Origin of the sequence: Nocardioides nematodiphilus (assembly GCF_020216525.1) — a bacterium.
In the GTDB taxonomy this organism is placed as follows: Bacteria; Actinomycetota; Actinomycetes; order Propionibacteriales; family Nocardioidaceae; genus Nocardioides; species Nocardioides nematodiphilus.
Genome location: NZ_JAIWOY010000012.1, coordinates 1 through 21,494 on the forward strand (window position 1 = coordinate 1; position 21,494 = coordinate 21,494).

Genomic DNA, 21,494 nt, shown 5'->3' on the forward strand with positions numbered 1-21,494 from the left:
ACCGGATGGTCGATGCCGGCCTGCTGGGCAAGAAGTCCGGCCACGGCTTCTACCCCTACTGAGACCTGAGAAGGACCCTGACGATGAACGAATACCCCTTGTTCGCGCTCTCCGAGGAGCACGTCGAGATCCGGCGCGCGATCCGTGAGATCTCCGACGCCAAGATCGCTCCGTACGCCGCTGCGGTCGACGAGGAGGTGCGCTATCCGCAGGAGGCGCATGACGCCCTCGTGGAGACCGACTTCTACGCCCCGCACGTGCCCGAGGCGTACGGCGGCGTCGGCGCGGACGCGCTGGCCACGGTGCTGGTCATCGAGGAGATCGCCCGCGCGGACGTCTCCGCGTCCCTGATCCCGGCGGTCAACAAGCTCGGCTCACTGCCGGTGCAGATCGGCGGCTCGGAGGAGCTGAAGAAGAAGTACCTGGGGGCGCTGGCGCGCGGTGAGGGCGGCTTCTCGTACTGCCTCTCGGAGCCGGACGCCGGCTCGGACGCGGCGGCGCAGAAGACCCGGGCGGTGCGCGCCGGCTCGGGACCGGATGCTGGGTGGATCCTCAACGGCACCAAGCGCTGGATCACCAACGCGGGTGTCTCGGAGTACTACACGGTGCTGGCGGTGACCGATCCCGACAAGCGTTCGAAGGGCATCAGCGCGTTCGTGGTGGAGAAGTCGGATCCCGGGGTGAGCTTCGGCGCCCCGGAGAAGAAGCTGGGCATCAAGGGCAGCCCAACGCGCGAGGTCTACTTCGACAACGTGCGCCTGCCCGCGGACCGCATCATCGGCGAGGAGGGCAAGGGCTTCGAGTACGCCATGCGGACGCTCGATCACACCCGGGTCACGATCGCGGCCCAGGCCGTGGGCGTCGCCCAGGGAGCCCTGGACTACGCGCTGGGCTACGTCAAGGAGCGCAAGCAGTTCGGCAAGGCCATCGCCGAGTTCCAGGGCATCGAGTTCATGCTCGCCGACATGGGGATGAGGATCGAGGCCGCCCGCCAGCTCACCTACGCCGCGGCCGGGCGCTCCGAGCGTGGCGACGCCGACCTGACGTTCTTCGGCGCGGCAGCCAAGGCGTTCGCCTCCGACGTCGCGATGGAGGTCACCACCAACGCGGTCCAGCTGCTCGGCGGCTACGGCTTCACCCGCGACTACCCGGTCGAGCGGATGATGCGCGACGCCAAGATCACCCAGATCTACGAGGGCACCAACCAGGTCCAGCGGATCGTGATGGCCCGCCAGCTGCTGGCCGGCGTCCAGTCGCAGATCTGACCCGGTCACGGGTCCGCCCGTGGACCGTCATCTCGTGTGGAAGGTCCACGTCGCGGACTGCCGCCCGGCCCTCCTCGTGTTCTGGTCGAGACGGTGGCCCTGGCTGTCGCGCACGCGGGTGCTCACCTTGACCCGGTACGTCGCTCCCGCTCGCAGGCCGGTCCGCGCGGTCAGCACCGCCTGGTGCCGCGCGGGCCGGTAGGTGAGGCGGGTCGCGACCGGCTTCGTGCCGTGCATCAGGCGCACGGTGGTGGAGGTGAGCGTGCTCGGCCAGATGGCCTTCGAGAACGTGATCTTGACCGGGGCCGTGGCCTTGGCGGCGTGCGCGCCCGGGCGGACGCGTACGACGCGCGGAGGCGCGCTGTGTGCCGCGTTCGCGCCCGAGGCGGTTGCGCCGTTCCACAGCGGAGTCACCCAGTAGGACGAGTTGCGATAGCCGCGCACCGGGTACGACCCGCAGACGGCGTCGTCGTAGCAGAAGACGCCGTTCGGGTGCCCGGTGGTCGCGGCCACCGCCGTGATCGGCCCGACCGTGCGGCCGGCGTCGGCGAAGTAGTCGTAGCGGAAGGCATACCTGGTCCGCGGGGTGAAGTAGGAGGCGACGTAGATCCCGCCGGGCGCGATCGTGACCGGCTTGGCGAACCTCATGTCCTGCCAGGCGTTCGCGGGACCCGGCGCGAACGCGCCGTGGGCGAGCAACCTCCCGGACGCGTCCCACAGCGAGCCCGTCAGGGTGGCCGTGTCAACGCGGTAGATGCGGACGCCGGTGATCTGAACCCTCTGCGACGTCCGGAACCGCACGCCGACCTCGAGGCCGTTCCTGGCGTCGTCGGCAACGCAGAAGCCGTCGGGGCTCAGCTTCCACCTGCCGCAGTCGGCCGCGGTCTGGTGGGCGTTGAAAGAGGTCGGCCACAGGCCGGTCTGCGCATCCTGTCCGATGGCCTGTGGGGCCAGCACCGTCGTGGCGAACAGGATGACGGCGAGCGTTGAGATCGTTGCGAACTTCCCCATGGTGTCTCCCGAGGTCCGCGTCGCCCGGTCGAGTGCGGGGACGTGAGACGCTTCACGCTACGCCGCGTCCTGCGATGGAAGACCCGCGCTGACCGCCTCCATCCCCCTATATTGGGGATGCCGGTCCGGAGCGGGAGCGCGCCTCCGGGTCAGGCGCAGAGCCCGTACTTGGCCGCTTCCTTGGCGGCCTCGTCGTCCGAGGAGGCGGTGCCGGTCGGGGAGGCGCTCGGGCTGCTGGAGCTGCTCGGGCCGGCGGACGCGCTGGAGCCGCCCGTCGGGGTGCCCGCGGAGATCGACCCCTCGCTGAGCGACCTGGAGAGGGGCTCGTCGTCGGTGACGTGCCGCCACAGCTTCTTCGCCGCCGGCAGCAGCTTGACCCGACCCCAGCGTGGGTCGCTCTGCGGCACGTCGTACGCAGCGCTGGGGATCGTGACGAAGCGGATGTTCGAGATGTCCGTGTGGCGCAGCTGCCGGGCCAGGTCGACGAGCTTCGAGACGGATGCGAGCTCGGGGCTCGCTGTCATCGATCCGGTGAGTGCGTTGGCGAACCCGACCAGCTTGTACGGCTCGGTGAGCGTGCCCGCGGAGCGGACCTTGTTGACCATGGCGGAGATGAACGCCTGCTGGCGCTTCATCCGCCCGGTGTCGGATCCGTCCATGCCGTGGCCGTAGACGTGGCGGAGGCGGACGTACTTCAACGCTGTCGTGCCGTTGAGGTGCACGGAGTCGCCCGGCTCGAAGGTGTACTTCTCGTACGTCGGATCGCTGAGCTCGAACGGGATGCACATGTTGACGCCGCCGATGGCGTCGACCATGCCCTTGAAGCCGCCGAAGTTGATCGTGATGTAGCCGTCGACGTAGACGCCGAAGTTCTTCTCCAGCTGCTCGGCGGTGCAGTCGGGACCGCCGGCGGTGTAGGCGGCGTTCCACATCACCTGGCCGGTGTCGACGCCATGCGCGATGTAGTGGTGGTCGGCAGTGCACTCGGTGGGCTTGACCAGCAGGTCGCGCGGGATGGAGACCCCGTAGACCGTCTGCCGATCGGCCGAGATGTGCAGCAGGATCGTGGTGTCGGAGCCGTCGCCGCCCGGCTCGTTGTCGATGTGGCAGCCCGGACAGTCGCGGGTGTCGAGCCCCATCACCAGGATGTTGAGCGGCGTCTTCGGGCCACGCTGCAGCTTGTGTGCCTGGTGCTTGATCTCATCGCCCGCGCGCAGGTTCGCGTCGAGGTGCTTGTAGAAGATCGCGACCAGGCTGCCGGTGGCGACGGCGAGCACGAGCAACGTGCTGAGGATGACCACCGCGACGGTCCGGCGGTGGTGCGGCGCCATCGGCCCGGTCGTCGACATGCAGGGATCCTCGCAGGTCAGGCTGAGAGTGACATGAATCTCGTGGCTACCCGTGGGTAGCGGCGCCGAGGTCGGCGATCGGCTCGGGGGTCGGTGACGGGCGCCCGAAGAAGTAGCCCTGTGCCCGGTCGCAGCCCAGCTCGCGCAGCACTTGTGCCTGACGTGCGGTCTCGACCTGCTCACCGACCACGTTGAGGCCGAGCGCCTTGCCGAGCTTGATCACCGCGTTGAGCACCTCGAGGTTGGTGCCGGGCTCGTCGATCGCATGGACGAACGAGCCGTCGATCTTGATGATGTCGACGGGGAACGTGGTCAGCCAGCGCAGGGATGACCAGCCCGAGCCGAAGTCGTCGAGCGCCACCCGTACGCCGAGTTCGCGCAGCCGCGTCAGCGAGACCACGACCTGCTGGTCGTCCTCGTCGTACACGCCCTCGGTGACCTCGATGATGAGCCGGCGCGGCTGCAGGCCGTACGTCGTGATCCTCCGGTGCACGAAGTCGACGAACGAGGGGTTGCGGAGCTCGGGGATGGAGACGTTGACCGCGATGGCCTTGTCGCCCGCAGCCACGGTCCGGCAGGCCTGGTCGAGGGTCCAGGCGCCGAGGGCGTGGATGGTGCCGGTGCGCTCGGCCAGGGCGACGAACTCGCTCGGGCCCAGGAGGCCGCGGGTCGGGTGCTGCCAGCGTACGAGCGCCTCGTGCCCGCGGACGGTGCCGTCCTCGAGCGCGACGATCGGCTGGTAGTGGAGCACGAACTCACCGGCGCGCAGCGCCGTCTCGAGCTCACGGGCCGAGTGACCCGGGTCGCCGTAGACAGCGGTCTGGTCGCGCCCGCCCGCCTTGGCCTCGTAGAGCGCGACATCCGCGCGCCCGAGCAGCATGGAGCTGGAGTCGCCGGGCTGCCACGCGGCCACGCCGATCGAGGCGGTCGCGTCGTTCGGCAGCCCGGCGCGCAGCTGTTCGGCCAGCTCGGTAGCCTCACCGAGGGAGGCGCCCGGCAAGAGCACTGCGAACTCGTCACCGCCGTAGCGGAACAGGAGCTTCTCGTGCGGCACGATCGGGCGCCAGCGCTGCGAGCAGGCCACGAGGAGCTCGTCGCCGGCGGCATGGCCGCGGGTGTCGTTGATCGTCTTGAAGTGGTCGAGGTCGAACATGATCACCGCGAGCGGCGCGGTGCCGCGGTCCGTCTGGTCGACCGCCTCTTCGAGCCGGCGGATCAGGGCTCGCCGGTTCCCGAGCCCGGTGAGGGGATCCTCCTCCACCCGATCGGCGAGACGTCCCAGCCACGCGACCCATCCGCCGATGCAGATCAGGCCGGTCACGAAGATGACGATCCCCATCGGGTCGATTCCGATATAGGTCGTTGCAGTGAGAGCGCTCGCCACCGCGATGGCCGTATGCGCGACAGCACCGCGCCAGGAGAAGAACGCGGCTCCGGCGATGATCGGCAGGACGTAGACGATCAGCGAGTCGCCGGCCGCAACGGATCCTTTCGACAGCATGGTGGTCGCGGTGATGAGGACGGCTCCACCAGCGACCAGCAGGTGGTACGAGGACCGTGGCCAGTGCCGTCCGGTGGCGAGCAGCGCGATCCCGAGCAGCGCACAGAGGGCGCCGATCGTGTCGACGGCCGCCAGCCGTCCGCCTGTGACGACGTTGTCGCCCGCGGGCAGCAGCGCCGCGATGCCGCCGATGAGATAGAAGAGGCCCGACGCGCGGCCGAGCGTCCCCATCGTGGCCACCGCCGGGGCATGCCGATAGCTACCGGTCGAGGTGCCGGCCTGAGATCGTCTGGTGCGTTTGGCGATGGCCATCGTGGGATGGGATCGGTCGATGTGGGACAGGGGTGAGTCCTTCCAGGAGTGGACCGGCTTGCGCACCCGTACCCGCAATATGGAGCTTCTGTCACGGCCGCAGTGTCCGATTCCCGCTAGATCCCGGCGTGGCGATCGGCGAGGATGGCGTCATGGAACTCGACCTCGACGCCTGCTACCGCGCGGTCTCCTCGCGTGATCGCCGCTTCGACGGCGTCTTCTACACCGCGGTGCGGACGACCGGGATCTACTGCCGCCCGTCGTGCCCGGCGCGCACCCCCGCCGCGGCGAACGTGTCGTTCCACCGCACGGCGGCATCGGCACAGGCGGCCGGCTATCGCGCGTGCAAGCGCTGCCTCCCCGACGCGACCCCCGGGAGCCCGGAGTGGGACGTCGCGGCCTCCGCCGCAGGCCGGGCGATGCGGCTCATCGCCGACGGCGTCGTCGACCGCGAGGGCGTCGAGGGACTCGCTCGCCGGATGGGCTACACGTCGCGCCACCTCGGCCGGCTGCTGGTCGCCGAGCTGGGCGCCGGCCCGTTGGCGCTGGCCCGGGCGCGGCGTGCGCAGACCGCGCGGGTGCTGATCGAGACCACGTCGCTGGGGCTCGCCGACGTCGCCTTCGCCGCCGGCTTCGCCAGCGTCCGGCAGTTCAACGACACCGTGCGCGAGGTGTACGCCACGACGCCCTCGGCGCTGCGCGGTAAGCGTGCACACGGGGCCGATGGCGGGGGCGCGATCGAGCTGCGGCTCGCGGTCCGTACGCCCTTCGCCGGGGCTGCACTGCTGCGCTTCCTCGCCGATCACGCGGTGCCCGGCGTCGAGGTGGTCCGCGACGGCGTCTACGCCCGCGCCCTCGATCTGCCGCACGGTCCCGGCGTGGTCTCCGTCGCGCTGAGCGACCTCGCCGGACCGGGCACGGCGTTCGTCCCGGCCACCTTCCGGCTGAGCGACCTGCGCGACACGTCCGCCGCGCTGGAGCGTGCGCGCCGCATCCTCGACGCCGATTGCGACCCGGTCGCGGTTGGCGCACAGTTGGGCGCGGACCCGGTGCTCGGGGCGCTCGTCTCGGCCGTACCCGGGCTGCGCGTGCCAGGCGCGCCGGACGGTGCCGAGCTCGCCGTCCGCACGATCGTCGGCCAGCAGGTCAGCGTCGTCGGCGCCCGCACCGTGCTGGGCCGGCTGGTCGAGGCGTACGGGGTGCCGTACGACAGTGGCGTCTCGGGCCTCACCCACCTGTTCCCGAGCGCGGAGGTGATCGCGGGCCTGGAGCCTGAGGCACTCCCGATGCCGCGCGCCCGTGGTCGGGCGCTGTCCGGCCTGGCCGAGGCGATCGTGAAGGGCGACGTCATGCTCGATCGCGGCGCCGATCGAGAGGCCGTACGCGCCGCGCTGCTGGCCCTGCCGGGGATCGGGCCGTGGACGGCCGACTACATCGCGCTGCGCGCGCTCGGCCATCCCGACGTCTTCCTGCCGTCCGACCTCGGGCTGCAGCGCGCCCTCGACCGGCTCGGCGCCGCCGGTGCCGAGCCCGACACCTGGCGCCCCTGGCGCTCGTACGCCGCCCTGTATCTCTGGAACTCTCTCGCCGTGGAGGAACGCTGATGTGGACCGTGATCGAATCCCCGATCGGGGAGCTGCGCCTGGTGGAGGACCACGGCGCGATCGTCGCCGTCGACTTCCATCCGTTCGGGTACGCCGACGCGCGTCTGGTCGGGGAGCGCGACGACAGCGTGCCGGTGCTGGTGGAGTGCGCGCGCCAGCTGGGGGAGTACTTCGCCGGCACGCGCACCCGCTTCGAGCTGCCGCTCGCCCCGGTCGGAACGCCGTTCCAGCAGAAGGTGTGGGGCGAGCTGGTCGAGATCGGGTACGGCGAGACGTCCACGTACGGGGGGATCGCCGCCCGGCTGGGCCTCACCGGTCACGGCGCCCGTGCGGTCGGGCTGGCCAACGGCCGCAACCCGATCCCGGTGGTGATCCCGTGTCACCGGGTGATCGGCGCCAACGGGACCCTCACCGGCTACGCCGGCGGCATCGAGCGCAAGCAGTTGCTCCTCGACCTCGAGCGCGACGACGCGGACGCCCTCTTCTGACCCGGAATGGGTAGAGATGACCGCCGAGTTTGCAGAACTTTTCTCCAACCTCGGCGGTCAGTTCTGCAATCTCGGCGCTACTCGGCGGCGCGGCGCAGGGACTCGGAGAGTCGCTCGGCGGCGGCCAGGACGGCGGGGGCGTGCATCTTGCCCGGTTGGCGGGTGAGGCGCTCGAGCGGACCGGAGACGGAGACCGCGGCGATGATCTTGCCGCCGGGGGAGCGGACAGGCGCGGAGACCGAGGCGACGCCGGCCTCGCGCTCCCCGATCGACTGGGCCCAGCCGCGGCGGCGGATGCCGGAGAGTGCGGCGGCGGAGAAGGTGGCGTTCTGCAGGCCGCGGTGCAGCCGCTCCGGGTCCTCCCAGGCGAGCAGCACCTGGGCGGCCGAGCCGGCGCGCATGGTCAGCTGGGAGCCGACCGGGATGGTGTCGCGCAGGCCGGAGGGGCGCTCGGCGGCGGCGACGCAGACGCGGAACTCGCCCTGGCGGCGCCACAGCTGCGCGGACTCGCCGGTGATGTCGCGCAGCCGCGCCAGCACCGGGCCGGCGGTCGCGAGCAGCCGGTCCTCGCCGGCCGCGGCGGAGAGCTCGGCGAGGCGCGGGCCCAGCACGAAGCGGCCCTGCATGTCGCGGGCGACGAGCCGGTGGTGCTCGAGCGCGACGGCGAGCCGGTGCGCGGTCGGGCGGGCCAGGCCGGTCGCAGTGACGAGGCCGGCCAGGGTGGCCGGGCCCGACTCCAGCGCGGTCAGCACCAACGCGGCCTTGTCGAGAACGCCGACTCCACTCGAAGTGTCCATATATCAAGATTAAGGTCTCACGAAGTGGAATCGCAAGCGTCAACCGACGTACCGTGGTGGTGACGGACGCTGTCAAGGCGGACAGCGCCCGGATTCACTTCAAGGAGCGTTGACCATGGGCAAGACCCTGTCGGAGAAGGTGTGGGACGAGCACGTCGTCCGATCGGTTGATGGCGAGCCGGACCTGCTCTACATCGACCTCCACCTCATTCACGAGGTGACCAGCCCCCAGGCGTTCGACGGCCTGCGACTGAGCGGCCGCACGGTCCGCCGTCCCGACCTCACCCTGGCGACCGAGGACCACAACGTCCCGACGCTCAACTGGGACCAGCCGATCGCCGACCCGGTCTCCAAGACCCAGGTCGACACGCTGCGCAAGAACGCCGCGGAGTTCGGCGTGCGCCTGCACCCGCTCGGCGACGTCGAGCAGGGCATCGTCCACGTCGTCGGCCCGCAGCTGGGCCTGACCCAGCCGGGCATGACGATCGTCTGCGGCGACTCGCACACCTCGACCCACGGCGCGTTCGGCTCGATCGCGTTCGGCATCGGCACCTCCGAGGTCGAGCACGTCCTCGCGACCCAGACCCTGCCGCAGGCCAAGCCGAAGACGATGGCCGTCACGGTCAACGGCTCGCTGCCGGAGGGCGTCACCTCCAAGGACCTGATCCTCTACCTGATCGCCCAGACCGGCACCGGTGGCGGCCAGGGCTACATCGTCGAGTACCGGGGCCAGGCCATCGAGGAGCTCTCGATGGAGGCCCGGATGACGGTCTGCAACATGTCCATCGAGTGGGGCGCCAAGGCCGGCCTCATCGCTCCCGACCAGACCACGTTCGACTACATCGAGGGCAAGCCCGAGGCGCCGAAGGGCGCTGACTGGGACGCCGCCGTCGCGCACTGGAAGACGCTGGTCACCGACGCCGATGCGACCTTCGACAAGGAGATCGTGATCGACGCGGCCGACGTCACGCCGTTCGTCACCTGGGGCACCAACCCGGGCCAGGGCGTGCCGCTGGGCGCCAGCGTCCCGTCGCCGGAGGACTTCACGGACCCGTCCGACAAGGTCGCGACCGAGAAGGCGCTGGAGTACATGGGCCTGACCGCCGGCACCCCGATGCGCGAGGTCAAGGTCGACACCGTCTTCGTCGGATCCTGCACCAACGGCCGCATCGAGGACCTGCGCCTCGCCGCCGACATCATCAAGGGCCACAAGGTCGCCGAGGGCACCCGCCTGCTCGTCGTCCCGGGCTCGGTCCGCGTCCGCAACCAGGCGATCGAGGAGGGCCTCGACAAGGTCTTCATCGAGGCCGGTGCCGAGTGGCGCGGTGCGGGCTGCTCGATGTGCCTGGGCATGAACCCGGACACGCTCAACCCGCAGGAGCGCTCGGCCTCGACGTCGAACCGCAACTTCGAGGGTCGCCAGGGCAAGGGCGGTCGTACGCACCTCGTCTCGATCCCCGTCGCCGCTGCGACCGCCGTCCGCGGCACCCTGTCCTCGCCCGCCGACCTGGCCCCGGCCAACGCCTGATCTAGGAGTCACTGATCATGGAGAAGTTCACCTCGCACACCGGCGTCGGCGTCCCGCTCAAGCGCTCGAACGTCGACACCGACCAGATCATCCCGGCGGTCTACCTCAAGCGCGTCACGCGCTCGGGCTTCGAGGACGGCCTGTTCTCGGCCTGGCGCAACGACCCGTCGTTCGTCCTCAACCAGGACGCCTACAAGGCCGGCACCGTCCTCGTCGCGGGCCCGGACTTCGGTACGGGATCCTCGCGTGAGCACGCCGTCTGGGCGCTGCAGAACTACGGCTTCAAGGTCGTGCTCTCGGCCCGCTTCGCCGACATCTTCCGCGGCAACTCCGGCAAGGCCGGCCTGCTCGCCGCGCAGGTCGAGGAGAGCGTGATCGAGCAGATCTGGGCCTACCTCGAGGCCAACCCGGGCGCCGAGGTCTCCGTCGACCTCGAGGCCCGTGAAGTCAGCGTCGGTGACAACGGTTCTGTTCTTCGGGCCCCGATCCAGGTCGACGACTACACCCGCTGGCGCCTGCTGAACGGTCTCGACGACATCAGCCTCACCCTGCAGAACGAGGCCGACATCACCGCCTTCGAGGCCGGGCGTCCGGCCTTCAAGCCGGTCACGCAGCACGCCTGATCGAATCTCGACCTAGGAGCGCTGGAGCCACGTCGTGGCTCCTGCGCTCCTGCGTTGAAGACAGGTCGTCCGATCCGGCTCGTCGCAGGGTCGGGCCGGACGGAGCGACTTCTTACTCGGTCCGCAGGTGGGCCGGATCGGCCGCGCGCACGGTCCAAGGACGCACGACCCGTACCGCCGCCAGCACGGCCACCCAGCACAGGGCGGCGACCAACGTCAGGCCGACGATCGTGCAGGCGAACCACACGAAGCTCGGCCCGCCGACCGGGCCGAGCCCGTAGACGACGCTGCCGAGGAGCGTTCCGATGAGAGCCATCGGGAGTGCGACGAGCCCGGTCTCCCAGCGCTGTGCTGTGATCAGGGTGTCGACCGGAACGCCGAGCGCGGTGAGCGAGGCGACCGAGCGTCGGTGGTCGAGCAGCGACTCGACGGAGTGGACGGCGAGCGAGCCGACCACGACCACGAGAGCGCCGAGCAGGCAGACGGCCACCAGGGCCACGGGGGCGAGGTAGTACCCGTCGTCGTCGTTCTGCATCGCCATCACGTCGGCGACGAAGGCGGACGCTCCACCTGCGACCAGGCCGATGCCACCCACCGCAGCCGCTGCCCGTGCCGCAGGCCGGGGCTCGGCGACCAGACGGGACGCGGCGAGCAGCACAGGTCCCGTGCGTGCGCGTCGCGCGACGATGCGTCCTGCGGTGAAGGCCAACCAGGGCGCGAGCGCCATCACTCCGAGGAGGGCCAAGGCGATCGCCACCAGAGCGCCCGCCATGCCGAGGGTGTGCGCCTGCGGACCGTCGACCCTCATGGCAGCGAGACCGGACACCACCGCGAGGGCCAGAGCGAGGGCGCCCCAGGGGCGCGGTGCCGGCGCCGCTGCGCGGCGGGTGACGCCCAGTGGCGTCACGATGACCCGCCGGCTGGCAAGCGCGCCGACCGCGACGCCGAGAAGCGTGACGCCGAGGATGACCAGCAGCGTCTCCCACCAGGCCGGCGCGACCGTGGTCGGGATCAGGTGAACGGCGTGCGATGGATACTCGCCGAACCGGGTGCCGCCGAAGCACAGGCGCAGCAGGCGGTAGAGGCCCAGACCGAGGATCGATCCCGCAAACACCGGGATCCCTACCTCGATCGCGCCGATCCGGCGGACCTCGGCCGGCGTGGCGCCCGCCAGGCGCAGCGCGGCGAGCCGCCGTTCGCGCGCGGACGTCCCGAGCCGCACCACCTGGTGGAGCAGCAGCAGGGGAGGGATGATGAGAAGCGCCGCGCCGAACGCGTAACCGCCGCGCGTGCCCGGGTCGGTGATGACGGCCAGGAGCCGCTCCTCAGGCTGGGCGGGAAGGCGCAGAACGGCGAGGGTCACGAGGAGCAGTCCGGAGACCACCGCCGTGCAGGCTGCCAGGAGGGCCGGTCGCGCCCACCCGCGGGCGAAGGCGAGGCGCCACGCCAGGCGGATCACGCGATGACTCCGTCCCGCAGGAAGATCTCGCGGTCGGCGCGGGCCGCGACCCGATTGTCGTGCGTCACCATCACGACCGTGGCGTCGTTGTCGCGGGCAGCGCCGAGGAGGGTCTTGAGGAGGTGCTCGCCACCGACCGTGTCGAGAGCGCCGGTGGGCTCGTCGGCGAAGATCACCCGAGGGCCGGTGACGAGGGCGCGTGCCGCTGCGACGCGCTGGGCCTCCCCGCCGGAGAGCTCCCCGGGCAGTGCGTCGGCCAGGTCGAGCGCACCGAAGCGCTCCAGCTGTCCGAGTGCGAGCCGTCGCGCCGCGGCTCGGTCGTGCCGCTCGAGGAGGAGTGGCAGCGCGACGTTCTGGGCGGCGGTCAGCTCGGGCACGAGCTGACCGAACTGCAGCACCACCCCGAACTGCCGACGGCGCAACCGGGTGCGGTGCGCCTCACCGAGGTCGTCGAGACGGGCGCCGTCGTAGGCGATCTCGCCCGCCTCCGGGCGGATCAGGCCGGCGAGCGCGAGGAGGAGGGTCGACTTGCCGCTGCCCGACGGGCCGCTGATGGCGACGACCTCGCCTGCCCCGATGGTGAGACTCACGCCGCGCAGCGCCTCGGTGCGGCCGTAGGCCTTGCGCACACCCCGTGCCTCGAACTGGATCTCGCTCATGCCTTTGCCTCTCCTCGGTGGGTGACCTGGTGCGCGTCGGCCACCCGCGCTGCTGCTGCTTCCAGCCACCTCAGGTCCGCATCGAGGTGGAAGATCGTGTGGTCGACCGCGATCCGCGCGGTCGTGTCGCTCACCGAGGCCTGCAGCGCGAGGAGCTCGCGCATCCGGCCGAGGTGGACCGTCCGCTGGCGCTGCAGGTAGTCGGCGGCGTCCGTGCCGCGCCACAGGGCTGTCACGGTCTTGCGGACGAGCTCGTCAGCGGCGTACGGGCCAGCCGGCTCGGTGGCCTCGAGCCAGCTCGCGAGCTCCGTGCGGCCGGCGTCGGTCAGGGCATAGACCGTGCGCTCGGGTCCGCCCTCCTGCACCGTCTCGACGATCTCCACGAGGTGGTCGCGCTGAAGGCGCTGGAGTGCGGAGTAGACCTGCCCGTACGGCATCGCCTTGGTCGCGGGGAAGCGCTCGTCGTGGGCCCGCTTCAGGTCGTAGCCGTGCGCCGGGCCGTCGGCGAGCACGCCGAGAAGGACATGCGAGACACCCATGGCGGCGACTATACACAGAGTGCATACACCGAGTGAATAGGGAGAACGTCAGTCGGGGGGACTGGTCGCCCAGCTTCGGCGCTGCCAGTCGGCCGGGAGCTTCCCGATCACGGTGCAGGCGCTGTGGTCGGTGGCGCAGCGGATGAGCGAGGGCTCGTTGGCGACCGTCGCGGCGCCGACGACATAGGCATCCGACTCGAAGCCGAGCCACTGCAGGATCGTGAAGTCGGTGGGCGGCGGCCGGTGGGTCTGGCGATCGCCATCGAGCCTGATGATCTGCGGACCGGCCGCTCCGTCGACGGCCAGTACGGTGCCGTCCGGCGACCACCGCGTGCTGCGCAGGTCGACGTCGGTCAATCCGGGAATCGGCCGAGGCTCGCCATCGCTGGCGAACGTGACGGCAGCTCCGCCCTCGGTGAGCGCGCCGTTCGGCGGGTACGCACCGCCGAAGTCGAGCGGGACGTGCAGCTGGACGGGCGCCTTCATCGTCGGCTCCCACATCCACCAGCCGTCGCCGCCCTTCGCCGCCTGGTTCCAGTAGACGCGGCCGCTGTTGTTGACGGCGAACACGGTCACCGAGTCGCCGCCGCCGGTCCAGTTGGCGAAGGCGGCGTCGAGGTCGACGTGGCCGATCTCTTCCTGGCCCTCCGCGTCGTAGTCCGTGATCCGCGACGTGTTCTGGGTCGGGTGGGTGAGTACGGCGATCTTCGTGCCGTCGGATGAGATCGTCGGCTGGAACCAGCCCTGCCAGGGCCGCCGACTTCCACCCCATGGGGCGCCGAACGGCTCAACGGTGCCATCCGTGGCCCAGACGCGCGACCAGCGCTCGGACTTGGGGTTCCAGACGATCGTGGTGTCGGCGCTGCTGATCATCCTGATCGGCCTGGGGTCGACGGTCACGGTCCGGTGACCGAAGTGCACGTCCCTGCCGTCGAGGTAGGGCAGCGTGGTGGGCGTGGTCGGGATGCCCGTCGCATCCGGCGACGGGTGCGTCCGGTGCGCAGGCGCCGGCCCATCGGTGCGATGGTGATCCGCGATCGTGAGCGGCACGGTCACGGCGACGACGGCCACGGCCGCCGCCGCTGCGGACCACACCGCCGTACGGCGACGCCGCGCCTGCTGGAGCGAGCGGCCCTGGGCGACCACCGCTACCAGTGGCAGCGGCGGCACCTCGGCATCGGTCGCGGTCGTGGCGAAGAGCGAGGACAGGTCCTGAGTGAGCTGATTGGTCATGAGGTCACCTCCTGCTGGCCGAGACGGGTGCGGAGCGTGCGTAGGGCGTCGTGGGCTTGCGACTTCACGGTGCCGAGCGACACTCCGAGGACCTGGGCGGTCTCGGCCTCGGTGAGGTCCTCGTAGAACCGCAGGACCAGCACGGCCCGTTGGCGTGGCGGCAGCTGCACGACCTGGCGCCAGAGGTCGAGGCGTTCGCCGGGATCGATGCCGACCGGTACGGCTTCGGGGGCGGCCGGCACCGCGACCAGGGCGCGGCGGGCTCCGCGCCGTCGGTCGGTGGTCAGCTCGTTGACCAGCATCCGCCGGACGTAGGCGTCGGGTGAGTCGGCCCGGCGCACCGTGGTCCAGGCAGCGAAGACCTTGACCAGCGTCTGCTGCGCCAGGTCCTCCGCCTCGGCGGTGTTGCCGGTGAGCAGCAGCGCGGTGCGGTAGATCGTCGGCCACCGCGCTGACGCGTACTCCTCGAACTCCATCCCGCCTCCTGCCGTTTCGCCCCTGACATCCTCTTGACGCCACGGCAGCCTCGCAGGGTTGGGTCAGCCAGGAAACGAGTTCAGCGCGCCGTCCGCCCTGTGGTGAGCACCCCTGCTCGGCCCAAAGCGGTGTTGGCAGGACCCGGTGTGTCGTAGCCGACGGAAATTCGCCTGCTCATCCGTAGTGCGTTCGCGCGGGGTTCTCTAGGGTGGCGAGCAGGTGCGCCGAGCATTCCGGTCTCGGCCTGGCAGGTGAAAGGCTGATCGTGAAGAGGTCTCAGCTCATCGACGCGCTCGCTGCGCGGTACGAGGGGAACAAGAAGCTCGCCGCCGAGGCGCTCGACTCGGTGGTCGACACCATCACCCGCGAGGTCGCCCGTGGCGAGAAGGTCGTGATCAAGGGCTTCGGCACCTTCGAGCGCGTGCTCCCCAAGAAGGACGCCACCAAGTCCGCGAAGACCGGCAAGGGCAAGAAGGCGGCGCCCCCGAAGAAGGCGAAGCGCTCCTTCATCCCGCAGTTCAAGGCCGCGACCGAGCTGACCGGCGTGGTCTCGGGCGCGATCAAGCTGCCCAAGCTGCCGACCGCGGCGAACGCCCGCAAGTCCGCTGACAAGGCCGCGGACCGGGCGAACGCTCGCGCCGAGAAGCTCGCCGGCCAGGTCGAGGCGGCCGTCGAGGCTGCCGAGGCCCAGATGACGAACGCCACCGCACGTCGCACGCCGGCCGCGAAGACCACGGCCGCCAAGAAGGCCCCGGCCAAGAGCGCTGCTCCGGCGAAGAAGGCGGCCACGGTCAAGAAGGCCACCGCCACCAAGGCCACGCCCGTACGGAAGGCGACCGCGACCAGCTCAACCGCCTCCAAGGCCGCTGCGGCGAAGACGTCGGTCGCCAAGAGCACGGCTGCCAAGAAGGCGACCGCGTCCACGTCCACGGCTGCGAAGTCCACGGCTGCCAAGAAGGCGACCGCGTCCACGTCCACGGCTGCGAAGTCCACGGCTGCCAAGAAGGCGACCGCGTCCACGTCCACGGCTGCGAAGTCCACGGCTGCCAAGAAGGCGACCGCGTCCACGTCCACGGCTGCGAAGTCCACGGCTGCCAAGAAGGCGACCACGGCGAGCAAGACCGCCGCGCCCGCCGCCAAGAAGACCACCGCCACGAAGACCACCGCTACGAAGTCCGCCGCCACCAGGACGGCGTCGACCGCGAAGAAGACCACCCCGGCGCAGACCAGCACGACCGCCGCCAAGAAGTCCCCCGCCAAGAAGGCTCCGGCTCAGAAGACGCCGGCCAAGAGCGCTGCCCCGGCCGCCACACCGGCGCCGGCCCCGACCGAGGTCCCGCCTGCGGCTCCGGTCCAGAAGCCGGCCGCCGCGCCGACGCAGACCCCGGCGCCGGCCCCGACCCAGGTGCCGCCCGCCGCGCCGTCGACCGACTCCTGATCCGACGCACACGAACCGGGTCGTCCCTCACGGGGCGGCCCGCTTCGGCACGTCGGCTAGCCGAACAGCAGATCCGCCCGGGCGGCGACGAGCGTCGTACGGGGGCCGAGCCCCAGCGGCACGGCGGTCCTCAGATCCTCGAGCGTGTCGACGTCGTGGCGCAGGGAGGCCAGCTCGCCGTCGAGTGCCTTCGACGCCTCGGCGTGCAGGGCCGCCGAGCCGACCCCGTAGCGTGGAACGAACAGGTCCGCCGGCGCGGTGTAAAGGGTCGTGCCGGTGCCGGCCGCGTCGGCGACGAAGCAGGCGCCATCGGTCCCGGCGACCCGGGCGAGCGCCGCGTCCAGATCCGCAGGTCGCAGCGCGGGCAGGTCGCCGCACAGTGCGACGGGCTGTGAGGCCGGCCAGCGACGTACGGCCTCGCGAGCAGCCAGCGCGAGCGATCCGTTGAGGTCGCCTGTCACGCCGTCGGGGATCGCAGCGCAGCCGAGCTCCATCAGCGCGGCCGCGAACGCGTCGTCGTCGGTGACCGCCAGGACGTGCGCGACCGCCTCGGAGGCCAGACAGGACGCGGCGGTGTCGAGAGCGAAGGCGCTCGCGAGCGCGACGCGCGTCGCGTCGGGCACGCCGACGAGGCGGGACTTGCCGCGCGCGGGCGGCTTGACCGGGAGCAGGACGACGAAGGACATCGGGACCATCCTCCAACACCAGCCACGTGATGCGGCGACGGACCGGTAACCTCCTGGCTCGTGGGCAAGTACCGGAAGCTTCAGGGCGAGCAGGGATGGGCGTGGGGTGTCGCCGTGGCGATCCTCAAACCGATCCTGCTCGCGACCACGAAGCAGGACTGGACCGGCGCGGAGAAGATCCCGGAGAAGGGCGGCGCGATCATCGCGCTGAACCACATCTCCCACGTCGACCCGTTGACCGCCGCCCACATGGTCTGGGACTACGGCCGCGAGTCGCGCTACCTGGCGAAGGCGGGCCTGTTCAAGAACAAGCGCTTCGGCGACTTCCTGCGCGCGGCCGGCCAGATCCCGGTGGACCGCTCCGCCGGCGCGGGTGCGTTCAAGGAGGCGGTGGCCGCGGTCAACGCCGGCGAGATCGTCGTGGTCTACGTCGAGGGCTCGATCACCAAGGACCCCGGCGGCTGGCCGATGGTGGGGAAGTCGGGTGCCGCCCGCATCGCCCTGGAGACCGGCGCCCCCGTCCTGCCGGTCGGCCAGTGGGGCGCCCAGGAGCTGCTCCCGGCCTACGCCAAGAAGCCCAACCTCAAGGGCCGCAAGACCATCACCATGCGCGTCGGCGACCCCGTACTGCTCGACGATCTGCGGGCGCAGGGCGCGACCCCCGAGACCGTCCAGGAGGCGACCGACCGGATCATGGCCGCGATCGTCGGGCTGGTCGAGGAGATCCGCGGCGAGAAGGCCCCGGCGGAGCGCTTCGACCCCCGTCAGCACGGTATGAACCGCACCGGCAACCCGAACGCGAAGCACAAGGAGCAGGGATGACGAAGGTCGCAGTCTTCGGCGCGGGATCGTGGGGTACGGCCTTCTCGGTCGTGCTCGCCGACGCGGGCAACGAGGTCAGCCTGTGGGCGCGTCGCTCCGAGGTGGCCGAGGAGATCAACCGCACCCGCCGCAACGCCGAGTACCACCCCGACGTCGAGCTCCCGGCGAGCATCACCGCCACCCACGACGTCCAGGAGGCGGCCGCGGGCGCCGAGGTCGTGGTGCTGGCGACGCCGTCGCAGACGTTGCGTACGAACCTCTCGTCCTGGGCTCCCCACCTGCCGGCGGACGCGGTCTTCATCTCGCTGATGAAGGGCGTCGAGCTCGGCACGCTCAACCTGATGAGCGAGGTGATCGCGCAGGAGACCGGCGCCGGTCCCGAGCGGATCGCCGTCGTCTCCGGCCCCAACCTGTCGGCTGAGATCGCCCGCCGGGAGCCGGCCGCCGCCGTGGTCGCCTGCGCCGACGAGACCGTCGCGGTACGGCTGCAGGAGATCATCCACACGCCGGCGTTCCGCCCGTACACCTCCACCGACGTGCTCGGCTGTGAGCTGGGCGGCGCGTACAAGAACGTGGTCGCGCTCGCCGTCGGCATGGCCGTCGGCCTCGGCTTCGGTGACAACTCGACCGCCTCGGTGATCACCCGCGGGCTGGCCGAGACCGCCCGCCTGGCGATCCGGATGGGCGCCGACCCGATGACCCTGATGGGGCTGGCCGGCCTCGGCGACCTCGTCGCCACCTGCTCCTCGCCGCTCTCGCGCAACCGCACCTTCGGCGAGAAGCTCGGCCGCGGGATGACCGTCGCGGAGATCACCGGGGGCACCCACCAGGTCGCCGAAGGCGTCAAGTCGTGCCAGTCGCTGCGCGAGCTCGCCGCCAAGCACGGCGTGGACGCGCCGCTGGCGCAGTACGTCGACGAGGTCGTCGCCGGTCGGATGACCGCCGCCGAGATGATGGACGCCGCCCTCGGCCGTCCGACCAAGGCGGAGACGGCGTAGGAAGCGCCCTGTGCGGGAACCTTCGCCTCGGATCGCGGCCGCACCGGCCGATGGCAGCGAGGACCATACCGAGCTCCCGTGAGGACACGATGACGCAGGACCGCACCGAACTCGATCACGTCCTCGCACACGGGCGGATCAGGGCCGTCTACCAGCCGATCGTCGAGCTCGCCTCCGGCACGGTGGTGGGCTACGAGGCCCTCGCTCGGGGCCCTCGGGGGAGCTCCCTCGAGCGACCGGACCACCTCTTCAGCGCCGCGCGCGACGCGGGCCGTGTCGCCGATCTCGACTGGGCGTGCCGCACGGCGGCACTCGCCGGTGCCGAGGCCGCCGGACTGGGCTCGCCGTACACGCTGTTCATCAACGTCGAGCCGGCCGCGCTCGCGACGCCGATGCCCGCCGCGTTCGCTCTTCTCGCTGAGCGCCTGGCGGGTCGCCTGCCGGTCGTCGTGGAGTTCACCGAGCGGGCACTCGCCGCCGATCCCGCCGGCCTGCTCGCCGCGGCCGACGCGGCACGCGGGTTCGGCTGGCGCATCGCCGTGGACGACATCGGCGCCGAGCCGGCCTCCCTGGCGCTGATGCCGTTCCTCGCGCCGGACGTGCTCAAGCTCGACCTCAGCCTGGTGCAGCAGCGCACGACCATCGAGGTCGCCGAGGTGATCAGCGCGGTCAACGCCCAGGCCGAGCGCACCGGGGCGACGGTGCTTGCCGAAGGCATCGAGACGCCGGAGCACGAGCGGCTGGCGATCGAGATGGGCGCACGTCTCGGCCAGGGCTGGCTCTTCGGCCGGCCGGGTGAGCTCCCGCAGCAGGACAGCGCCGACTCCGACCCCCTGACGCCGGTGGCGCCGCTGCCCTCGTCGCGGTGGCGGCGCATCGACACGCCGTACGAGCTGGTGGCGCGCTCACGCGCCGTGCAGCGGGCGACCAAGCCGTTGCTCGTGGCGATGAGCAAGCACCTCGAGCGTCAGGCGCTGGCGCTGGGTGCGCCGGCCGTGGTGGCGGCGACCTTCCAGCAGGCGCGGCAGTTCACGCCGGCCACCGCGCGCCGCTACACGGAGCTGGCGCGCTCGGCAGCGCTCGTCGTCGCCCTGGGCGAGGCGATGCCCCCGTCCCCGGCGTCGGGCGTCGTCGGTGCGCCAATCGACGCGGGCGACCCGATCGTCGAGGAGTGGAGCCTGGCCGTCGTCGGCCCTCACTTCGCGGGCGCGGTCCTCGCTCGCGACCTGGGCGACCCGGCATCGGACGCGGAGCGCCGCTTCGACTACGTCGTGACCTACGACCGCGACCTGGTGGTGGCCGCCGCAGCGGCTCTCCTGCGTCGGGTCGCGCCCGCCAGGGCCCAGCGCCCGGAGATGGCCTGAGGAGCTGGGTCGGATCCGCGGGCCGGCGCCGACCGACTACGGCGTCGATGACGACGGCGGCGGCGAGCCGGCCGCGCCCGTGTCGGGCTCGCCGGCCGGTTCGCGCCGCAGGATGAGCACGGCCCGGTCGTCCTCGCCACGCGGGACGTCGGCCAGGATGCGCGCGGGAGCCCCGCGGAAGCCGGGGGCGACCACGTCGCGCGCGATCACGCGCAACGCGTCGATGCCGTCATCGATGTCGGCGCCGCGCGCCTCGACGACGCCGTCGGTGTAGAACATCAATGCGTCGCCCGGCTCGAGCACCCCGTGGGTGTCCTCCATCGCCGGGTGGTCGGTGAGTCCCAGAGCGGCGCCCCGGGCACCGTCGACCACCCACTCGCGCCCCCCGGAGCACCAGCGCAGCGCGGGTGGGTGCCCGGCGCTGCGGATGCAGTACGACCCGTCGGCCAGCCGGATGTTGACGTGCACCGCGGTGACGAAGCTGTCGACGCGGCAGCGGCGCAGGACGTAGTCGTTGAGCGCGGTCATCACCTGCTCGACCGGCAGGGCGTCGACCAGGGCCCCGAGCGCGCCGGCGAACTGGACGGCGTCGGGCATCGCGGCCGGTCCGTGCCCACAGGCGTCGACCAGCACCATCTGCAGCGCGTCGTGGGTCACGTCGGCGACGAAGAAGTCGCCGCCGTACTCGAAGCCGTCGGAGGGGATCATCGACGACTCCACGTGCCAGCCCGGCGGCAGCGGTGGCACCTGGCTCTGGTGCTGAAGGCGCTCGCGGAGCGCGGCGAGGAAGGCCTCGCTGCGCTCATCGGCGACCAGTTGCGCCCATCGCTCCAACACCATGTCTCAGAGTAAACAGTGCGAGTGGACAGGGGTTATGGGCCCAAGGTCCCTGGTCGCCTAGACACCCCGGCTCATCCAGACGGAGTCCTGCTCGCTCAGACCGTGGCGTGCGTAGAAGCGGCGGGCGGCGTCGTTGGCGCGCTCGGTCTCGAGGAAGAGCGTGCGGCAGCCGGCCTCGCGGGCCGCGCCGATGACGTGCTCCAGGAGCTCGGCGCCGAGCCCGTCGCCACGGCGGGCGGTGAAGATCTCGTCGATCAGCCCCTCGCGCCCGCCGGACTCCAGGCCCCATCCCCAGGTCAGGACGGCATAGCCGAGAGGCGCCGGCGGGTCGCCGGCGCACACCAGCCAGACCTGCCCGTACGTGTCATCGGCCAGCAGTGGCGCCAAGGCGCCCAGCACGTGCGCCTCGTCGTACGGGTGCCCGTCCTCGACGTAGAACGCCCGGATCAGGCCGAGCAACGCCTCGGTGTCGGATGCGCCCGCCCGGCGGATCATCGGACG

At 71.4% G+C, this 21,494-nt stretch carries 21 protein-coding genes; 9 read left to right on the top strand and 12 right to left on the bottom strand.

From position 1 onward, the window contains the following. Positions 1-83: 83 nt before the first annotated feature. Positions 84-1,265, top strand: coding sequence for an acyl-CoA dehydrogenase family protein (locus KSO98_RS16295; RefSeq protein WP_225286756.1), 1,182 nt, complete (start codon positions 84-86; stop codon positions 1,263-1,265). Between the two features lie 27 nt (positions 1,266-1,292). Here the strand turns inward: KSO98_RS16295 and KSO98_RS16300 are convergent, their stop codons facing one another. From KSO98_RS16300 to KSO98_RS16310, 3 genes are all read right to left on the bottom strand, one after another. Further along, positions 1,293-2,276: a DUF4082 domain-containing protein gene (locus tag KSO98_RS16300; RefSeq protein WP_225286758.1), complete on the bottom strand. Its 984-nt coding sequence runs from the start codon at positions 2,274-2,276 to the stop codon at positions 1,293-1,295. Positions 2,277-2,425: 149 nt separating this feature from the next. Next, positions 2,426-3,625 carry an LCP family protein gene (locus KSO98_RS16305; protein WP_225286760.1) on the bottom strand — a complete coding sequence of 400 codons (1,200 nt, stop codon included), beginning with the start codon at positions 3,623-3,625 and terminating at the stop codon, positions 2,426-2,428. Between the two features lie 46 nt (positions 3,626-3,671). Then, the gene (locus KSO98_RS16310) at positions 3,672-5,438 is read right to left on the bottom strand and encodes a putative bifunctional diguanylate cyclase/phosphodiesterase (protein WP_225286761.1); all 1,767 of its coding nucleotides are present in this window, start codon (positions 5,436-5,438) and stop codon (positions 3,672-3,674) included. Between the two features lie 152 nt (positions 5,439-5,590). Here KSO98_RS16310 and KSO98_RS16315 point away from each other — a divergent pair, with 152 nt between their 5' ends. Both KSO98_RS16315 and KSO98_RS16320 read left to right on the top strand, forming a co-directional pair. After that, complete coding sequence (locus tag KSO98_RS16315; protein WP_225286762.1) at positions 5,591-7,042, top strand: DNA-3-methyladenine glycosylase 2; 1,452 nt, start codon at positions 5,591-5,593, stop codon at positions 7,040-7,042. Beyond that, positions 7,042-7,530: a methylated-DNA--[protein]-cysteine S-methyltransferase gene (locus tag KSO98_RS16320; RefSeq protein WP_225286763.1), complete on the top strand. Its 489-nt coding sequence runs from the start codon at positions 7,042-7,044 to the stop codon at positions 7,528-7,530. Before KSO98_RS16315 ends, KSO98_RS16320 begins: the two co-directional genes overlap by 1 nt. A gap of 77 nt (positions 7,531-7,607) precedes the next feature. Here the strand turns inward: KSO98_RS16320 and KSO98_RS16325 are convergent, their stop codons facing one another. Then, entirely contained in the window at positions 7,608-8,327 is a 720-nt protein-coding gene (locus KSO98_RS16325) for an IclR family transcriptional regulator (RefSeq protein WP_225286764.1), read from the bottom strand. Positions 8,328-8,442: 115 nt separating this feature from the next. Here KSO98_RS16325 and leuC point away from each other — a divergent pair, with 115 nt between their 5' ends. Both leuC and leuD read left to right on the top strand, forming a co-directional pair. Further along, entirely contained in the window at positions 8,443-9,855 is a 1,413-nt protein-coding gene (gene leuC, locus KSO98_RS16330) for a 3-isopropylmalate dehydratase large subunit (protein WP_225286765.1), read from the top strand. A gap of 17 nt (positions 9,856-9,872) precedes the next feature. After that, complete coding sequence (gene leuD, locus KSO98_RS16335; RefSeq protein ID WP_225286766.1) at positions 9,873-10,478, top strand: 3-isopropylmalate dehydratase small subunit; 606 nt, start codon at positions 9,873-9,875, stop codon at positions 10,476-10,478. A gap of 112 nt (positions 10,479-10,590) precedes the next feature. Here the strand turns inward: leuD and KSO98_RS16340 are convergent, their stop codons facing one another. The 5 genes from KSO98_RS16340 to KSO98_RS16360 are packed head-to-tail and all read right to left on the bottom strand — an operon-like array spanning position 10,591 to position 14,844. After that, on the bottom strand, positions 10,591-11,937 hold the full coding sequence (locus KSO98_RS16340) for an FtsX-like permease family protein (RefSeq protein WP_225286767.1): 1,347 nt from the start codon (positions 11,935-11,937) through the stop codon (positions 10,591-10,593). Further along, complete coding sequence (locus KSO98_RS16345) at positions 11,934-12,596, bottom strand: ABC transporter ATP-binding protein (RefSeq protein ID WP_225286768.1); 663 nt, start codon at positions 12,594-12,596, stop codon at positions 11,934-11,936. The genes KSO98_RS16340 and KSO98_RS16345 overlap by 4 nt, the downstream gene beginning before the upstream one ends. Next, complete coding sequence (locus KSO98_RS16350; protein ID WP_225286769.1) at positions 12,593-13,135, bottom strand: PadR family transcriptional regulator; 543 nt, start codon at positions 13,133-13,135, stop codon at positions 12,593-12,595. The genes KSO98_RS16345 and KSO98_RS16350 overlap by 4 nt, the downstream gene beginning before the upstream one ends. A gap of 48 nt (positions 13,136-13,183) precedes the next feature. Beyond that, on the bottom strand, positions 13,184-14,368 hold the full coding sequence (locus KSO98_RS16355; protein ID WP_225286770.1) for a hypothetical protein: 1,185 nt from the start codon (positions 14,366-14,368) through the stop codon (positions 13,184-13,186). Then, a complete protein-coding gene (locus tag KSO98_RS16360) occupies positions 14,365-14,844 on the bottom strand; it encodes a SigE family RNA polymerase sigma factor (RefSeq protein WP_225286771.1) in 480 nt (159 codons plus the stop codon). The genes KSO98_RS16355 and KSO98_RS16360 overlap by 4 nt, the downstream gene beginning before the upstream one ends. A 266-nt stretch (positions 14,845-15,110) precedes the next feature. Here KSO98_RS16360 and KSO98_RS16365 point away from each other — a divergent pair, with 266 nt between their 5' ends. Further along, on the top strand, positions 15,111-16,283 hold the full coding sequence (locus KSO98_RS16365; protein WP_225286773.1) for an HU family DNA-binding protein: 1,173 nt from the start codon (positions 15,111-15,113) through the stop codon (positions 16,281-16,283). A 56-nt stretch (positions 16,284-16,339) separates the two neighbouring features. Here KSO98_RS16365 and KSO98_RS16370 read toward each other — a convergent pair whose 3' ends face one another. Next, entirely contained in the window at positions 16,340-16,969 is a 630-nt protein-coding gene (locus tag KSO98_RS16370; protein WP_225286774.1) for a CofC family guanylyltransferase, read from the bottom strand. A gap of 60 nt (positions 16,970-17,029) precedes the next feature. Here KSO98_RS16370 and KSO98_RS16375 point away from each other — a divergent pair, with 60 nt between their 5' ends. The 3 genes from KSO98_RS16375 to KSO98_RS16385 all read left to right on the top strand — a co-directional run bounded on the left by KSO98_RS16375 (position 17,030) and on the right by KSO98_RS16385 (position 20,153). Next, positions 17,030-17,791: a lysophospholipid acyltransferase family protein gene (locus KSO98_RS16375; RefSeq protein WP_225286775.1), complete on the top strand. Its 762-nt coding sequence runs from the start codon at positions 17,030-17,032 to the stop codon at positions 17,789-17,791. After that, positions 17,788-18,789, top strand: coding sequence for an NAD(P)H-dependent glycerol-3-phosphate dehydrogenase (locus KSO98_RS16380; RefSeq protein WP_225286776.1), 1,002 nt, complete (start codon positions 17,788-17,790; stop codon positions 18,787-18,789). The genes KSO98_RS16375 and KSO98_RS16380 overlap by 4 nt, the downstream gene beginning before the upstream one ends. Positions 18,790-18,878: 89 nt before the next feature. Further along, positions 18,879-20,153, top strand: coding sequence for a sensor domain-containing phosphodiesterase (locus KSO98_RS16385; RefSeq protein WP_225286777.1), 1,275 nt, complete (start codon positions 18,879-18,881; stop codon positions 20,151-20,153). A gap of 36 nt (positions 20,154-20,189) precedes the next feature. On the opposite strand, the gene KSO98_RS16390 is transcribed toward KSO98_RS16385, so the two are convergent. Together KSO98_RS16390 and KSO98_RS16395 are read right to left on the bottom strand one after the other, a co-directional pair. Beyond that, positions 20,190-20,993: a PP2C family protein-serine/threonine phosphatase gene (locus tag KSO98_RS16390; RefSeq protein WP_225286778.1), complete on the bottom strand. Its 804-nt coding sequence runs from the start codon at positions 20,991-20,993 to the stop codon at positions 20,190-20,192. A 57-nt stretch (positions 20,994-21,050) separates the two neighbouring features. Beyond that, the gene (locus KSO98_RS16395) at positions 21,051-21,488 is read right to left on the bottom strand and encodes a GNAT family N-acetyltransferase (RefSeq protein ID WP_225286779.1); all 438 of its coding nucleotides are present in this window, start codon (positions 21,486-21,488) and stop codon (positions 21,051-21,053) included. Positions 21,489-21,494 lie beyond the last annotated feature (6 nt).

Bases quoted from the DNA above. Each gene is read 5' to 3' on its own strand.
- KSO98_RS16300 (WP_225286758.1), bottom strand. From the start codon at position 2,276: ATGGGGAAGTTCGCAACGATCTCAACGCTCGCCGTCATCCTGTTCGCC.
- KSO98_RS16390 (WP_225286778.1), bottom strand. From the start codon at position 20,993: ATGGTGTTGGAGCGATGGGCGCAACTGGTCGCCGATGAGCGCAGCGAG.
- leuC (WP_225286765.1), top strand. From the start codon at position 8,443: ATGGGCAAGACCCTGTCGGAGAAGGTGTGGGACGAGCACGTCGTCCGA.
- KSO98_RS16310 (WP_225286761.1), bottom strand. From the start codon at position 5,438: ATGGCCATCGCCAAACGCACCAGACGATCTCAGGCCGGCACCTCGACC.
- KSO98_RS16345 (WP_225286768.1), bottom strand. From the start codon at position 12,596: ATGAGCGAGATCCAGTTCGAGGCACGGGGTGTGCGCAAGGCCTACGGC.
- KSO98_RS16325 (WP_225286764.1), bottom strand. From the start codon at position 8,327: ATGGACACTTCGAGTGGAGTCGGCGTTCTCGACAAGGCCGCGTTGGTG.
- KSO98_RS16350 (WP_225286769.1), bottom strand. From the start codon at position 13,135: ATGGGTGTCTCGCATGTCCTTCTCGGCGTGCTCGCCGACGGCCCGGCG.
- KSO98_RS16380 (WP_225286776.1), top strand. From the start codon at position 17,788: ATGACGAAGGTCGCAGTCTTCGGCGCGGGATCGTGGGGTACGGCCTTC.
- leuD (WP_225286766.1), top strand. From the start codon at position 9,873: ATGGAGAAGTTCACCTCGCACACCGGCGTCGGCGTCCCGCTCAAGCGC.
- KSO98_RS16395 (WP_225286779.1), bottom strand. From the start codon at position 21,488: ATGATCCGCCGGGCGGGCGCATCCGACACCGAGGCGTTGCTCGGCCTG.
- KSO98_RS16305 (WP_225286760.1), bottom strand. From the start codon at position 3,625: ATGTCGACGACCGGGCCGATGGCGCCGCACCACCGCCGGACCGTCGCG.
- KSO98_RS16315 (WP_225286762.1), top strand. From the start codon at position 5,591: ATGGAACTCGACCTCGACGCCTGCTACCGCGCGGTCTCCTCGCGTGAT.
- KSO98_RS16355 (WP_225286770.1), bottom strand. From the start codon at position 14,368: ATGACCAATCAGCTCACTCAGGACCTGTCCTCGCTCTTCGCCACGACC.
- KSO98_RS16360 (WP_225286771.1), bottom strand. From the start codon at position 14,844: ATGGAGTTCGAGGAGTACGCGTCAGCGCGGTGGCCGACGATCTACCGC.
- KSO98_RS16385 (WP_225286777.1), top strand. From the start codon at position 18,879: ATGACGCAGGACCGCACCGAACTCGATCACGTCCTCGCACACGGGCGG.
- KSO98_RS16370 (WP_225286774.1), bottom strand. From the start codon at position 16,969: ATGTCCTTCGTCGTCCTGCTCCCGGTCAAGCCGCCCGCGCGCGGCAAG.
- KSO98_RS16295 (WP_225286756.1), top strand. From the start codon at position 84: ATGAACGAATACCCCTTGTTCGCGCTCTCCGAGGAGCACGTCGAGATC.
- KSO98_RS16320 (WP_225286763.1), top strand. From the start codon at position 7,042: ATGTGGACCGTGATCGAATCCCCGATCGGGGAGCTGCGCCTGGTGGAG.